The organism is Pontibacter sp. T17, from assembly GCF_057219875.1.
The window spans coordinates 1,391,309-1,405,926 of sequence record NZ_JBXVVW010000001.1 but is presented as its reverse complement, the minus strand read 5'-3'; the positions used below and the strand labels follow the sequence as shown (position 1 = coordinate 1,405,926).

The window sequence follows — 14,618 nt, the reverse complement described above, 5'->3', positions numbered from 1 at the left end:
CCGGCCATGTGCCGGGGCCTGTTATCTTTCGGAACACTCTTTTCAACTCCCCATACTGTGGAAATAGGTCTACTACATACCCACCATCTGCTGGTGGTGCTCTACGCCATTCTCCTGCTGGCAAAAGTGGTTGTCATTGGCATGGGCCAACGCGGCCTGCTGGCTACTCTCAATGGTAAAACCAAAGTGCTGCACATAGTGCTGGCCGCTGGCATGACACTTACTGGCCTGGCGCTTGTATTCATGGCACCCAACAGCGCGGCGCCCTACATGGTAGCGAAGTACTCGACTATCCTAGCAGTGATTGTGCTGGGCACCGTCGGTGTGAAGCGCTTTAATCTGGTATTGACGGGGATGGCTTTTCTGGGTATGGTATATGCCTATGGTATTGCCAAAACCCGCAGTACACTGCTGACAAGCGAGCAGGACCGCGTGACTGTGGCAATCACTACGGCACCTGCTGGCGATCAGATAGCGCTTGGCAAAGCCATTTACACGGAAGCCTGCGCCCGCTGCCACGGTCCTGAAGGCATGCACGACTATTACAAGAGCAAGAAGCTGGCCGAGAGCGACAAGGACAACGGCTACAAGGCGCAGATTATCAAGATTGGCTCTGGCAAAATGCTGGACCACAACCGGATGCCAGCCTACGACTACCTGACCGACGACCAGGTAAATGCAGTGGTGGCCTATATCAACACCCTGAAGAAGTAAAGGGTCGGGTAGTTGCAGAGGCCGCTACTCCGAAGACCTGTGAAGATGGGCTGCGGGGATGTAACTTGCAGCCCATATGAAAATCATCTGTGTAGGGCGCAACTACGCTGCGCACGCTTCTGAACTGGGCAACCCGGTGCCCGAGCAGCCGGTGATCTTTCTGAAGCCCGACACCGCCCTGCTGCGGAACAATGATCCATTCTACATTCCGGCTTTCTCGCAGGATGTGCACTTCGAGTGCGAACTGGTGTTCCGCATCGGCAAGATTGGCAAGCACATACAGCCAGGTTTTGCGCGGTCTTATGTAGACGGCATAGGGCTGGGCATAGACTTCACGGCCCGCGACCTGCAAGCCCAGCTGAAAGCCAAAGGCCTACCCTGGGAGCTGTCGAAGGCGTTCAATGACTCGGCCGTGATTTCAGACATTCTACCACCTGAAGGCTACCCCGACTGGCAGAACATACACTTCGAGCTGAAAGTGAACGGCAAGACGCGCCAGCAAGGACACACAGCGCAGATGCTGTACAAGGTAGAATACCTGCTGGAATTTGTGAGCCAGTACTTCACTCTGCGCAATGGCGACCTGATTTACACAGGCACCCCGGCAGGTGTAGGCCCAGTGAAGATTGGCGACCGGCTGGAAGGCTTCCTGGAAGGCCGCAAGATGTTTGACTTCGAGGTGCGCTGAGCCGCGTCTCCCCTCTCCGACCCCGTACCACGCACATGGCAACCAAGACCCGTGTAGGCATCCTGATGGGTGGCCCCTCCCGCGAGCGCGAAATCAGCTTTGCAGGTGGCCGCACTGTCTACGACAACCTGGACAAGCGCCACTTCGAGGCCCTGCCAATCTTCATCGACAGCCTGGGCACACCCATTCTGCTGGAATGGCAGTATGTATACAAGGGCACCATCCGCGACTTCTATCCGCCGGCCTCTTCATTGCCCACGCTGGACTTTCCGGTGCAGCTGTATCTGGAGCACATCGAAGGGCTGACGCCAGAAGCCCATGACGCCGCCATAGCACAGGTGGGCCGCAAGTTGCGCTGGGAAGAGCTGCCCGAACTGATGGACTTTGCCTTTCTGACGCTGCACGGCGCATATGGCGAAGATGGCTCCATACAGGGCTTGCTGGAGTGGCTGGGCATACCCTACAGCGGCTGCGGCATACTGGGCAGCACGATGGGAATGGACAAAAGCACGCTACGGCGCCTGCTGCCGGGGCTGGGTTTTGCTACACCCCGCAGCACCGAAATCTCGGTAGAGGCTTTCCGCCAGCATCCCGATGCCGTACTGAAGCAGATACACGACCAGGTGGGCATACCGTGCGTGGTAAAGCACCCTACACAGGGCAGCAGCATCGGTGTGCAGATTGTGCAGAAGGGCAACGACCTTGCCGCCAGCATCCGCAAAGCCTGCTTCTCGGAAACGATTGTGCCCAGCGAATGGAAGCAGTTGAACGCCGAGGCGCGCATAGCCTTTGCCCAACGGCTGACCGACCTGCGCGAAGCCCTTTGCCTACCACTGGAGCTGCATGTGCCAGGCCAGCCCGTGCAACTCTTCCGCCAGCCCGACCTGCTGCTGAAAGCACTGGACAGCCTGACCGCACCTGCCGAACTGCGCGCGCCCGATGCGCCCGAAACCCTGCTGGTGGAGCAGTTTATCGAAGGCGAGGAGTTTTCGGTGATAGTGGTGGAAAACGCAGACGGAACCCCGCTGGCGTTGCCCCCCACACAGATCAAGAAACCACAGGCGCTGTTTGACTATCGGAGCAAGTACCTGCCAGGGCTTGCCCGCAAGGTGACGCCCATCGAACTGCCTGACGACCAGATCAGGAAGATCTGCAACGAGGCCGAACGGCTGATGCAGGCGCTGTTCTTCCGTGTGTATGCCCGCATAGACGGCATTATTGCGCCGCCCACTGCCGATGGACAGCCCGGCACGGTGTATTTCAACGACCCGAACACCACCAGCGGCATGCTGCCGGGGTCGTTCTTCTTTCATCAGGCAGCGGAAATTGGCCTCAACCCGTCGCAACTGCTCAGCTACATCATTCTTACATCGCTGCGGGCCCGCATGGCGGAAGGGAAGTTGAAGCGCAAAGCCCATGCGCTGGCAGCGCACATTCGCGCGCGGCTGGAACAACATGGCGGCAGCGCACAGGTGGCAGAGAAAATCGGGGTATTTCTGGGCGGCTACTCCACCGAACGCCATATCGCGGTGGAGTCGGGTCGGAACGTGTACGAGAAGCTGTCGTCGGACCCGGCGTACGAGGCCAAGCCCCTCTTTGTACTGCACCACAGCTTTCTGAGCGCCGAAGAGCAGGCTTTTCTGGGACTGACGGCCGAACCGCCTTTCAGCTTCTGGCAACTGCCGGTGAACGTGCTGCTGAAGGACAACGCCGACGACATAGCCGAGAAGATTGCCAAGACCGTGGCACAAACCATGCAACAGGGCGCACCCGCCACGCACCCGGTGGTGGCCGAAATACAACAGCGGGCCAGTGGCATCACGCAGTTGTATGCGGGCCAGGCGCTGCGCCACCCCAGGCACCTGCCCTTTGCCGAGCTGAAACAACACATAGACTTTGCTTTCATTACGGTGCATGGCCGCCCCGGCGAAGACGGCCAGATGCAGACCGTAATGACCCAACTGGGCATACCGTACAACGGCAGTGGCCCGGCCTCCAGCCAGGTGACCATACAGAAGTATGAGACCAACGAGCGCCTGCAAGCGCAGGGCCTGACCATACCGGCGCATCTGCTGGTGCAGAAAGAAGCCTTTTTGCAGAACCCCGATGCGGTGTTGCAGCAGGTGGAGGGCCAGTTGCCCTATCCGCTGATAGCGAAGCCTGCCGACGATGGCTGCTCGAGCGCGGTAAAGAAGATCAAGACGCGGGAGGCGCTGGCTGCGTACCTGCGCTCGGCCTTCCGTGACCGCAGCACCTGGCTGACGCCTACTGATGCCGACCTGCTGAAGGTGGGGCCGAAGGATGAGTTTCCGAGCAAGCCGGTCGCGCTATTGGAGGCACTGATAGACATGGAGCCGGGCGAGCGGTTCATGGAAGTAACCGTGGGTATGCTGACACACCACGAAGCCGATGGCAGCCTCCGCTATCAGGTGTTTGAGCCGAGTGAAACGCTGGCGACGGGCGAGGTGCTGTCGCTGGAAGAGAAGTTTCTGGCAGGCGAAGGGCAGAACATCACGCCCGCGCGCTTCAGCCGCGATGCCGCCGAACAACAGCGTATCAGCACGGCAGTACGCGCCACCATCGAACAAGGGGCACGCACGCTGGGCATCGAAGGCTACGCCCGGATTGACGCCTTCGTCAAAATCAAGCCAAGCGGCGAGGTGAAAACCATCTTCATAGAGGCTAACAGCCTGCCCGCCATGACGCCCGCCACGTGCATTTTTCACCAATGCGCACTTGCCGGCTACTCGCCGCTGGGCTTCATCAAGGCCATTATCGCAGAAGGAAAAGCCCGAACCTACTGAGGCTCGGGCTGGCGAATCAATGAGGAAGCAGACGCTGGTCAGTTCTGGCCGTTGAGCATCTGTACGGTGAGCCAGGCCATGAGGCCAACGCTGGTTTCCAGTGCACTTTCCTCGATGTCGAACTGAGGGGTATGCAGGCCGTGCACAATGCCACGGGCTTCGTTGCGTGTGCCAATGCGGTAGAAACAGCCGGGTACCTCGTGGGTGTAGAACGAGAAGTCTTCGGCCGCCATCCAGAGGTCGAGGTCTACGACATTCTCGGCACCTACGTAGTCTACAATGTGGCGACGGGCCGCCTCGGTGGTAGCGGGGTCGTTGACCAGCACGGGGTAGCCGCGCATGATATTGAGGTCCAGCTTGGCCCCCATGCCTTCCACCACGCCACGGGCAATCTGCTCGATGCGACGATGGGCCTCGTTGCGCCACTGCTCGTCGAAAGCGCGGAAGGTGCCTTCGATAGTTACTTTCTCCGGAATAATGTTGGTAGCACCCTCCGCAATGAAGCGCCCAATGGTGAGGACGGATGGACGACGGGGATCGTTGATGCGCGAGATAACCTGCTGCAGGGCCACCACCATATGCGAGGAAATAAGCACTGGGTCGATGGTAGTGTGGGGATGCGCACCGTGGCCACCTTTGCCATGGATGGTCATGTAAATTTCGTCGGTGCTGGCCATATAGGTGCCCGATCGTATGCCGACTTTGCCCGCCGGCAGGTAGGGCATGACGTGCTGTCCGAAGATCTGCTTCACCTCGGGGTTTTTCAGTACGCCTTCCTTCACCATGACGCTGGCACCGCCGGGGATTTTCTCCTCAGAGGGCTGGAAGATGAGTTTCACGCGGCCCTTGAGCTGGGGTTCCAGCTGCTTGAGGATGGCGGCCGTGCCGAGCAGACTGCTGGTGTGGGCATCGTGGCCGCAGGCATGCATTACGCCGGGGTTGCGGCTGGTGTAGGGAGTGTCGTTGGCCTCCAGAATGGGCAGAGCATCCATATCCGCGCGGAGGGCCAGTGTGGGGCCATCGCCTGCCTTTCCTTCAATTATGCCTACCACACCCGTTTTGGCCACGCCGGGCGTGAAGGGAATGCCGAGCTCGGTGAGACGCTTGGCCACAACCTCGGCGGTGCGGTATTCCTCGAAGGAGAGCTCGGGGTTGGCGTGAAGGTCGCGGCGGCAGGCCACAACCGTAGGATGGAGTTCGCGCGACAGGCGCTGAATGGTTTCTTTGATCGACATCTCCGCGTAACTTTCAAACGTGATGCAGTTTACTACCCGGCAGCGATATGTGCTGCCATTTGCCGCCGCTCTTTTTGTCTGCCTGCTGGGCTGCAAAGAGACCCCCGCCCAGACCGAGGCTCCCGTACAGATGTTGACCTATGCCCCGCTGGCCGACCCAAAAGTGGACAGCACCCAACTGCTGACCGACGTTCGGATTCTGACGTCAGACAGCCTGGAAGGCCGAGGCGTCAATACGGCTGGTGGCGCCAAAGCGCGGCGTTATCTTATAGAACGGCTGATGGCCATTGGCATTGCCCCGCTGGGCAACGGATTTGAGCAAACGTTTGATGGCAAGAAGCAAGGGGTCAACCTGATTGGCGTAATACGTGGCACCGCAAAGCCTGACAGTTTCATTGTCATCTCTGCCCACTACGACCACATGGGCATCATGAAAGGCGAGCTGTACCCCGGGGCCGACGACAACGCGTCGGGTGTGGGAGCCGTGCTGGCTGCTGCCACCTGGCTGAAACAGCATCCTCCCCGTCACAGCGTCATCATTGCACTTTTCGACGGCGAGGAGCATGGCCTGCTGGGCGCCAAAGCATTTGTTGCAGCCGCCCCTGTGCCCCTGAAAGCCATCAAGCTTAACCTGAACCTGGATATGGTAGGCCGCAACACACAGGGCGAACTGTATGTGTGCGGGACAAAACCCTACCCCTTTCTGAAACCCGTGGTGGATGCCGTAAAAGCCCAGACGCAGATCAAACTGCCTCATGGGCACGACGGAGAAGACGGGAAGGACTCCTGGATACAGTCGTCGGATCATGGGCCGTTTCACACAGCGGGCATCCCCTTTCTATACCTCGGGGTAGAAGACCACCCCGATTATCATAAGCCAACCGACACGTTTGAGCGCCTGATGCCAGCATTCTACTATCGGACTGCCGATGCCATCGTAAAGGTACTGCTGTCAGCCGACGAACGCCTGTAAAAGGGCGTAGTCGGTTGCCTCCAGGTACAGGCGCGTCAGGGTGGCGAAGCCCACCAGCAGAATAAGCACCAGCACAATAATGCGGAACGTCTGCTGCGGCAGGGTATCAAGGAGGCGCTTGCCCAGCCAGGAGCCCACAAAAGCCGTAACAGCCAGCGGGGCTATCATCCAGAGGTAGGCTTTGGGGAGATAATCTGCCGAAAGGTAGACGCCCAGTCGGCTGGCGTCAACGGCCCAGTCTATGGCAGCCGAGGTGGCCACGAAGACGTTCTTCTCGAGGTTGAAGCCTGCCATTACAGCACCGCGGATGGCGCCGCCGGTGCCTACCATACCTGCCAGAAAGCCTGCCACACCGCCACCCAAAATGGCACTGGCTGGTGTTGGCGAAACCGCATAATCGGGGTTGGTGAGCATGAAAATGGAAAAGCAAATGAGAAAGAGGGCCAGCAGCAGATCGGCCCAGGCGAAGGCCAGCTGTGTGCCCAGCCAGGAACCCAGCAGCACCATCAGCAGACTGGGGATGCCCATCCAAGCCAGCAGCCTGAGGTCCACAGCCTTTCTGAAGAGAATGAGCTTGGAGGTATTGCTGAACACATGCAGCAAGGCTGTGAGCGCCAGCACCACCTGCAGCGGAAAAAGAAACTGGCCCAGGGAGACGAGAAACATGGAAGACCCAAAGCCTCCTATGGTGCCCAGTACTTCTGACAGCAGGGCCACCAGCAAAAACAGGATTTCCATCATAGCGCCCCCAAAGCTACGGGAAAGGGAAGAAGCCCGCCCCTCCCTATCTTTCGCTCATGGCGAACTGGGAAGAAATTCTGTCTGGGGGAAGGCTGGCTGCGCATGGCCGTTCAGGCGAACTGGCAGCGGAAATAGCTCGGCGGCCTGAAACCCTGCGCGAAGCACTGGAACTGATGCACAATGCCCTGCCCGAAGTGCGCATGCGGGCAGCGGATGCCATAGAAACCGCCACCCGCAACCACCCCGAATGGCTGGCCCCATACCGCACCTATATACTGGAACACCTGCCTGCGCTGGGTGCTGACGGCTGGATGCGGCTGCAGTTTGCGCCTGTACTGGGCCGCATGGAATGGAGTGACGACGAAGTGCTGGAAATAGCAACCACCCTGCACGACTGGTATTACAGCCCCAGCACGCTAACTTTTGCCAAAGCAACGGCACTTACTGCACTGGCCGAACTGGGCCTGCGACACGCAGATGTGAGGGAAATGGCAACACGACTGGTGAAGGAAGCTCTGGGGTACCCCAAACCGTCGGTTGCGGCCCGGGCGCGGAAACTCATCAAGCTGCTGGAGCCCCCGGTGAAGCGGGGGCGGCGTCAGGGCCTGGCCGGAAACAGCCCTTCGGTGTAGAAGGTGTACTCGCTGGCGAGGAGGTCCATGAGCAGGGAATCGTAGGCGTTCGGCCCCAACAGACGTGCCTGCCGCCGACGGCCTGCATGTTGAAAGCCCAGCTGCTCGTAAAGCTTCACGCCCTTCTGGTTATACTCGTACACCCAGAGGTAGACACTGTTCATGTTGAGCACCCCAAACGCATAGTCCAGAATAAGACGGGTAGCTTCGTAGGCTAGACCTTTGCCTCGGGCGGCGGGATCGCCGATAGCAATGCCGTACTCGCAGGTTCGATTACTGGGTTCGATTCCCATGAGGCCAACGGTACCAACCATGCTGCCGAGTTCTTCAGACACAATGCCGAACCATCGCTGGTCGGTTGCACCTGACAGGAGATTCTCCATCCATTTCTGCTGGAAAACCAGGGTCTGGTAACGTTCATAGGCGCGGGTGCCAATGGAAACCTCGGGGTCGTTGAACCAGCGGTATAGCGTCTCAGTGTCGGCCTGGGTGAGCGGCGTGAGCCAGCACTTCTGGCCCTGCATGCGTGGTACGTGTGCCATGGGTATCAGGCTTTGGGTGTCTTGGTAATCCAGGCCCAGACGTAACGACACTGGACAATTTCGGTGCCAGTGGAGTCGGTAATGCGGACAGGGATTTCCACTTCGCCCTTGTCGTCGGCCTCCATGCGCTCCAGCGTTCCGGCTGGCAGGGTGGCCTCGGCACGCAGGGCCCCTTCCGAGCGGCGGACATACTCTATACTCTGCGACTTGAGTAGCGGGAGGCGGTGGTCGGGAATGTTCATGCCCAATACCATGCCCGTTGCGGTTTCGCCCAGCAGCGCGGTGGCACAGGCATGTACCTGCCGGATGTGGTTCTGCACAGGGCGACGATTGGCCAGTGACAACACAACGCGCTCGGGCGACATCAACTCAAAGTGAATGCTTGCCGTACCCGTGAAGGGCACAGCACGACCTATCAGCCGGTCCTGCAGCCAGGGCCGGAGAAACGCCGGAACACGATTCAATTGCAGGAGGCTGCGTTGCAGACGGTTGGTAGCCATACCCACAAATTAGCAGGTATTGATATGCCAGTTCAAGCAGATGCGGGCCTTTACCTTTTTTAGGAAAGCCCGGTGAATTCTGTACCCTGACGGACCAGGCAGAGTGGGTTGCCGAATGGATCGGTGAGATAGAGGGTCTGCTCGCCAGAAGGCTGTGTTGCTACACCTTCCATCACAAAGGCGCCAGCGGTTTCCGCCGCCAGCAGCGCCCGGTTGAGGTCCAGAACGGAGAAGAAGAGATAGTGGGGGTTGCGACGGAAGTCGGCATGATCATCGGCATCCCCTTCAGCCACAGCGTCGTAACAGGCAAGAATGGTGGGACCACAGTGGAAATAGTGGCGCCCCTTGCTGACGCGCTTGCCCGGGAAGCCCAGCAGTGCAGTATAGAAGGCCACGGCCTGGTCAATGTTGCGAACGGGCACGACAACCCTGAAAAGCTGCGGAATCAGATTGGTCATGCGGCTAGCACCGAATAGATATCACGAAGGAGGCGAGGGCCACGATATACCAGCCCCGAATATACCTGCACCAGACTTGCCCCAGCTGATAGCATGGAGCGGGCATCGGCACCGCTGAAGATACCCCCCACCCCAATGATGGGCAGTTCGGGCGCACTGGACCGCAGGTAGCGAACGACATCGCGGCTACGGGAGGCCAGCGGACGCCCACTGAGGCCACCTGGCTCCAGTGCGGCTACCACTTCGGGGGGGGTCTGGAGGCCCGCACGGCTAAGCGTGGTGTTGGTGGCGACAATACCCGCCAGCTGGGTGTCGGCAGCAACGGCAATGACGTCGTCGAGCTGGGAGTCTTCCAGGTCAGGTGCGATTTTAAGAAGGAGCGGTTTGGCAACACGCTGGCCTTGGTTGAAGTGCTGGAGGGCAGCGAGCAGCCGCGTAAGAGGCTCACGGTCTTGGAGAGAACGAAGACCCGGGGTATTGGGCGAAGAGACGTTGACGACGAAGTAGTCGGCCAGACCATGCAGATGCCGAAGGCAGGCCAGATAATCTTCAGCGGCAAGCTCGTTGGGGGTGTCTTTGTTACGGCCAATGTTAGCGCCCACAATGAGGCCCGAAGGGCGCTTCTCGAGGCGGCGGGCGATGGCCAGCATGCCCTCGTTATTGAAGCCCATACGGTTCATCAGGGCTTCGTCGGCAGGAAGTCGAAACAGGCGTGGCCGGGGATTACCTGCCTGTGGCCGGGGTGTTACGGTACCGATTTCCACAAATCCGAGGCCCAACTTTTGCCAGGTTTCAAGCAACTCGGCGTTTTTATCCATCCCGGCGGCAAGTCCTACAGGGCTCTGGAACGGCAGCCCAAACACCTTGCGCTGAAGATTCACTGGAGGCTTGCCCAAGCCTGCCAATGCCGCAAAGCCAGGGAGAGAAGCAAGACGGAACGTGAGCCTGTGCGCATTTTCGGCCTCCATGCGAAAGAGCAGGGGCCGCAGTAGGTGTTGGTAGGCGAGTTCGGGTATGAACATTCGGGTGGGTAAGAGCGGAGAGAGGTTAAAAATCGGGAAAAAGCGCACAGGATGCACATTGCGGCTGTAGATTCGTTACACTCGTAGACAAACTTTCCTGCATGCGGCGCCTCGTATTCCTGTTTCTGCTCTGCTCGGTGGTGTTCCGGGCCAATGCAACCTACGTGCTGATTCCAATGGACAGCCGCCAAAGCGACCACCTGAAAGCCTATGGTATAGCATACTGGCTGTTGGCTCAGGGCCAGACTGTGGAATGGCTGCTGAACTACCGTGGCGGCAGTTTTCTGATCCCGCAGATTGGCCGACTGGAGGCGGAGCTACGCATCCGGGGCATCTCATATGAGCTGCTGAGTGATGGGCAACAGCTGAATCTGCTGGCACAGATCTCGAGCGAGTCTACAAACATGGATGCGGTGAAGCTGGAGAAAGCGCCCAAGATTGCCGTGTACTCGCCCAAGACCGCACAGCCCTGGGACGACGCCGTGACTTTGGTGCTCACCTACGCCGAGATACCGTACGACGTGATATACGACGGCGAGGTGATGGACGGAAAGCTGACCGACTACGACTGGCTGCACCTGCACCACGAAGACTTTACGGGGCAGTATGGCAAGTTCTGGCGCAACTTCTCGGCGGCACAATGGTATCGGCAGCAGGTAGAAGAAAACGAGAACCTGGCACAGCGATATGGTTATGGCAAAGTGTCGCAACTGAAGCTGGCCGTAGCCACGCGCATCTACGAGTTTGTGGAGAAAGGCGGATTCCTGTTTGCCATGTGCACCGCCACCGATACCTACGACATTGCGCTGGCGTCGGCCAATACCGACATCTGCGAGGCCATGTACGATGGCGACGCTGCCGACCCGGATGCACAACGCAAGCTGGACTTCAGCCGCACGTTTGCCTTTCAGAACTTTCAACTGGAAGAAGACCCCACGTTTGTAGAGTTCTCAGACATTGACGCCACGCAGTACCGCAACATATCGCAGGAGACCGACTATTTCACGCTGTTTGAGTTCTCGGCCAAGTGGGACCCAGTGCCTACCATGCTGTGCCAGAACCACACGACGCTGATCAAAGGCTTCATGGGGCAGACCACGGCCTTTCGCAAGGAAAAGCTGAAACCCAGTGCCATGGTGTTGGGCGAGCTGGCCGCTGCCAATGAGGCCCGCTACATTCACGGCAACCTTGGGCGCGGAATGTGGACGTTCTATGGCGGGCACGACCCCGAGGACTACCAGCACCTTGTGAACGAAGAGCCAACCGACCTTAAGAACCACAAGAACTCACCTGGTTACCGGCTGATCCTGAACAACATTCTGTTCCCGGCCAGCAAGAAGAAAAAGCAGAAGACCTGAGCCGGAGTTACCAGTTCTGCTTCAGCAGAACGGCATAACTGCGGGTGGCTTCGGGCAGTGCAGCCAGCGTTGTACTGTGAAGTCCTTCCCACTTGAATTCAAGATTGGCCAGGCGCACATTGGTGAGCTCGCGACGCATGAGGTCTTCGGCCTCGGCAGTGCTTTGCCCCAGCGCGTGCTGTGCCACGGCCTGCATGTAGCGGAACACCGTCACCTGTCTGGCGTCTACCGCCAGATGTGTTTTGGACTGGCCAATGATATTGGCTTCGTTGAAGTCGCCCAAGGCCAGACTTACTTCTGCAAGTGCCAGATAGGCCGGCCCCATCGTCAGGTCGTTGTTGATGGCGCTGAGATAGTCGGCGCGAGCTTCTTCGGTTCGGTTTAGGAAGAATTCTGCCAGGCCCTTGTTGAAATGCAGATCGGCCTTGAGTTTGAAATTTTCAGTACCGCGCACTTCTTCCGGCCACAGTTGCAGGGCAATCTCGAAAGCATTGATGGCATCCTGCCAGCGCTTTACCTGCACAAAGACTTTGCCCTTAAGAATCTGCACGCCAATGTCCTGCACAGCCATTCCATCAAGCTGGGAGAGCAATGTTGCGGCGCGCTCAACATTGCCCGTTGCCAGGTGAAACTCTATGTCTTTGAGCGTATCCAGGGCACGGCTTTCCTTTCGTCGGCTCCACATGCGATAGGCAATCCAGATCCAGATGGAAGCGGCCAAAAACGAAAACAGCATTTCAGAAACACCCATACAAGCAGACAAGGGATAAAAAAGCCCGACCGAGAAAATCAGCCGGGCGAATATAGCGGAGAAAGCGGCATCAGGAGCCCTGACCCAACTGGGGTTTGGCGATAGACTGTCGCATATCGGTGTCGGCCTGAAGGTTACGCAGACGCTGGTAATCCATGATACCAAGGTTGCCAGAGCGCAAGGCCTCAGCTATGGCAAGGGGGACCTGGGCTTCGGCCTCGATAACCTTCGCGCGGGCTTCCTGTCCACGGGCAATGAACTCCTGCTCTTCGGCCACAGCCATGGCGCGGCGTTCTTCGGCTTTGGCACGGGCCACCTTGAGGTCGGCTTCGGCCTGATCGGCCATCAGCTTGGCACCGACGTTGGCTCCGATGTCGATATCGGCGATGTCGATTGAAATGATGGTGTAGGCGGTGCCGCTGTCTAGGCCCTTTTCCAGTACGGCCTTGGAGATGCGGTCGGGGTTCTCGAGTACGTGCTTATGACTTTCATCAGAGCCAATGGTGCTGACGATACCCTCGCCGATACGCGCCAGGATGGTCTGCTCGCCAGCGCCACCCACCAGCTTGTGGATGTTGGCGCGAACGGTAACGCGGCTGCGCACTACCAGCTGAATACCGTCTTTGGCAACAGCAGTAACTGGCGGCGACTCAATAACCTTGGGGTTGACGGAGTCGTGCACGGCCTGGAACACATCGCGGCCAGCGAGGTCAATGGCCGCAGCCTGCTTGAAAGTAAGGTCGATGCTGGCTTTGTCGGCCGAGATCAGCGCATTGACCACGTTGTTGACATTGCCGCGGGTCATGTAGTGTGTCTCAAGGTCGCTGGTGCTGATTGCCAGCCCTGCCTTGCGAGACTTGATGAGATTGTCGACGATGAGTGCGGGTGCGATGTTACGCAGACGCATACCGACAAGCGTAAACAGACCCACATGAACGCCTGAAAACAAAGCGCGGAAATAGATGCCCAGGGGCACGAAGTAGAGGAAGAGGAAAAACCCAATGAGCCCCAGCCCCAGAAAAATGCCAATTGGAATGTCCATGGTAGTTGCCGAAAGAGTGGAAAACGGTACTCAAGTATACGGTTTGTCGCGGCTCAGCCGACAAGCTGATTTACATCATTTTCCGTTGTTCGTACACTGAGTGCCGTATTTTTGCGTTGACGTTTCGATTTCCCGGATAGACAAGATGACTGACCGCCCCGCCTACGAGGTTCTTCTGTATTACAAGTTTGTACACGTGCCCGACCCTGTCGCCACCCGCGCCGAGCACGAAGCACTGTGCAAATCGCTGGGCTTGCTGGGCCGCATTCTCATTGCCAAGGAAGGCATCAACGGCACACTCTCGGGCACACCCGAAGCCTGCCAGGCCTACCGGGAAGCCATGAACGCACACCCCCTCTTCCACGGCACCGAGTTCAAGGTAGACCCTTACGATACCCATGCCTTCCGCAAACTGAATGTGCGGGTGAAGAAAGAGCTGGTGAACCTGGGCATTGAAGAAGCCTACGACCCGGCCGAAGAGACCGGCAACTACATAGAACCGCAGGAAATGCAGGAGCTGCTGCGGAACACACCCGAGGATGTGGTGATACTGGACACGCGGTCGAATTACGAGTATGAAGTAGGCCGCTTCAAAGGGGCAGTGGCCTTTGACATAGACCACTTCCGCGACCTGCAGCAGTTCATGGACCGGATAGAAGAGCTGCGCGACAAAAAGCTGGTGACTTACTGCACTGGCGGCATCCGCTGCGAGAAAGTGACCTCGCTGCTGCTGCGCCACGGTTTTCCGAAAGAAAAGCTGTACCAACTGCACGGCGGCATTATCCGCTATGGGCATGAGACTGGCGGCGAAGACTTTGAGGGCCAGTGCTATGTGTTTGACCAGCGCATTGTAGTGCCAGTGAACACCGTAAACCCAAAGGTGATTGGCGCGTGTGTGTGCTGTGGCACCGCCACCGAGAAGATGGTAAACTGTGCCAACGCCGCCTGCAACGACCAGGTACTGCTGTGCCCCGACTGTGGCGACAAGATGGAAGGCTGTTGCAGCGATGCGTGCCTGGCCTCGCCCCGCCGCCGCAAGTGGGACGGCACCGGCCAGTACCACCGCGGGCTCAACAGCAAGAACTACGTACTGGCACCGGAAGTACGCTGACTGCACGAACAGAACAGATGCAAAAAGGGAGGCAATGCCTCCCTTTT

General features: G+C 58.5%; 15 protein-coding genes. 7 read left to right on the top strand and 8 right to left on the bottom strand.

Features of this window, described 5'->3' with window-relative positions:
* Nucleotides 1-57 precede the first annotated feature (57 nt).
* The 3 genes from AC2D8O_RS06215 (at nt 58) to AC2D8O_RS06205 (ending at nt 4,206) form a co-directional block, all read left to right on the top strand.
* On the top strand, nt 58-714 hold the full coding sequence (locus tag AC2D8O_RS06215) for a c-type cytochrome (RefSeq protein ID WP_484677931.1): 657 nt from the start codon (nt 58-60) through the stop codon (nt 712-714).
* Nucleotides 715-790: 76 nt separating this feature from the next.
* Nucleotides 791-1,402: a fumarylacetoacetate hydrolase family protein gene (locus AC2D8O_RS06210; RefSeq protein ID WP_484677930.1), complete on the top strand. Its 612-nt coding sequence runs from the start codon at nt 791-793 to the stop codon at nt 1,400-1,402.
* A 35-nt stretch (nt 1,403-1,437) separates the two neighbouring features.
* Nucleotides 1,438-4,206 carry a D-alanine--D-alanine ligase family protein gene (locus AC2D8O_RS06205; protein ID WP_484677929.1) on the top strand — a complete coding sequence of 923 codons (2,769 nt, stop codon included), beginning with the start codon at nt 1,438-1,440 and terminating at the stop codon, nt 4,204-4,206.
* A 38-nt stretch (nt 4,207-4,244) separates the two neighbouring features.
* On the opposite strand, the gene AC2D8O_RS06200 is transcribed toward AC2D8O_RS06205, so the two are convergent.
* Nucleotides 4,245-5,441 carry a M20 metallopeptidase family protein gene (locus AC2D8O_RS06200; RefSeq protein WP_484677928.1) on the bottom strand — a complete coding sequence of 399 codons (1,197 nt, stop codon included), beginning with the start codon at nt 5,439-5,441 and terminating at the stop codon, nt 4,245-4,247.
* Nucleotides 5,442-5,463: 22 nt separating this feature from the next.
* Here AC2D8O_RS06200 and AC2D8O_RS06195 point away from each other — a divergent pair, with 22 nt between their 5' ends.
* Entirely contained in the window at nt 5,464-6,414 is a 951-nt protein-coding gene (locus AC2D8O_RS06195) for a M28 family peptidase (RefSeq protein ID WP_484678275.1), read from the top strand.
* Here the strand turns inward: AC2D8O_RS06195 and AC2D8O_RS06190 are convergent.
* Nucleotides 6,394-7,155, bottom strand: a complete 762-nt coding sequence (locus AC2D8O_RS06190; protein WP_484677927.1) for a sulfite exporter TauE/SafE family protein — start codon at nt 7,153-7,155, stop codon at nt 6,394-6,396. The genes AC2D8O_RS06195 and AC2D8O_RS06190 overlap by 21 nt on opposite strands.
* A gap of 56 nt (nt 7,156-7,211) precedes the next feature.
* Between AC2D8O_RS06190 and AC2D8O_RS06185 the strand changes: the two genes are divergently transcribed.
* On the top strand, nt 7,212-7,787 hold the full coding sequence (locus tag AC2D8O_RS06185; RefSeq protein WP_484677926.1) for a hypothetical protein: 576 nt from the start codon (nt 7,212-7,214) through the stop codon (nt 7,785-7,787).
* On the opposite strand, the gene AC2D8O_RS06180 is transcribed toward AC2D8O_RS06185, so the two are convergent.
* From AC2D8O_RS06180 to AC2D8O_RS06165, 4 genes are read right to left on the bottom strand one after another with little or no spacing between them, the layout of a single operon-like run.
* Nucleotides 7,754-8,329, bottom strand: coding sequence for a GNAT family N-acetyltransferase (locus AC2D8O_RS06180; RefSeq protein WP_484677925.1), 576 nt, complete (start codon nt 8,327-8,329; stop codon nt 7,754-7,756). The two genes, AC2D8O_RS06185 and AC2D8O_RS06180, sit on opposite strands and share 34 nt — an antisense overlap.
* 5 nt (nt 8,330-8,334) lie before the next feature.
* Nucleotides 8,335-8,829 carry a DUF4442 domain-containing protein gene (locus AC2D8O_RS06175; protein WP_484677924.1) on the bottom strand — a complete coding sequence of 165 codons (495 nt, stop codon included), beginning with the start codon at nt 8,827-8,829 and terminating at the stop codon, nt 8,335-8,337.
* Between the two features lie 59 nt (nt 8,830-8,888).
* On the bottom strand, nt 8,889-9,287 hold the full coding sequence (locus tag AC2D8O_RS06170; protein ID WP_484677923.1) for a VOC family protein: 399 nt from the start codon (nt 9,285-9,287) through the stop codon (nt 8,889-8,891).
* A complete protein-coding gene (locus AC2D8O_RS06165; RefSeq protein ID WP_484677922.1) occupies nt 9,284-10,309 on the bottom strand; it encodes a quinone-dependent dihydroorotate dehydrogenase in 1,026 nt (341 codons plus the stop codon). Before AC2D8O_RS06165 ends, AC2D8O_RS06170 begins: the two co-directional genes overlap by 4 nt.
* A 101-nt stretch (nt 10,310-10,410) precedes the next feature.
* On the opposite strand from AC2D8O_RS06165, the gene AC2D8O_RS06160 reads away from it, so the two are divergent.
* Nucleotides 10,411-11,667 (top strand): asparagine synthetase B, encoded by a 1,257-nt coding sequence (locus tag AC2D8O_RS06160; RefSeq protein ID WP_484677921.1) that lies wholly within the window; start codon nt 10,411-10,413, stop codon nt 11,665-11,667.
* 7 nt (nt 11,668-11,674) lie between these two features.
* Here the strand turns inward: AC2D8O_RS06160 and AC2D8O_RS06155 are convergent, their stop codons facing one another.
* Both AC2D8O_RS06155 and floA read right to left on the bottom strand, forming a co-directional pair.
* Nucleotides 11,675-12,418 (bottom strand): tetratricopeptide repeat protein, encoded by a 744-nt coding sequence (locus AC2D8O_RS06155; protein WP_484677920.1) that lies wholly within the window; start codon nt 12,416-12,418, stop codon nt 11,675-11,677.
* A 70-nt stretch (nt 12,419-12,488) separates the two neighbouring features.
* Nucleotides 12,489-13,460 (bottom strand): flotillin-like protein FloA, encoded by a 972-nt coding sequence (floA, locus tag AC2D8O_RS06150; protein WP_484677919.1) that lies wholly within the window; start codon nt 13,458-13,460, stop codon nt 12,489-12,491.
* Between the two features lie 145 nt (nt 13,461-13,605).
* Between floA and trhO the strand changes: the two genes are divergently transcribed.
* Nucleotides 13,606-14,571 carry an oxygen-dependent tRNA uridine(34) hydroxylase TrhO gene (trhO, locus tag AC2D8O_RS06145; protein WP_484677918.1) on the top strand — a complete coding sequence of 322 codons (966 nt, stop codon included), beginning with the start codon at nt 13,606-13,608 and terminating at the stop codon, nt 14,569-14,571.
* Nucleotides 14,572-14,618 lie beyond the last annotated feature (47 nt).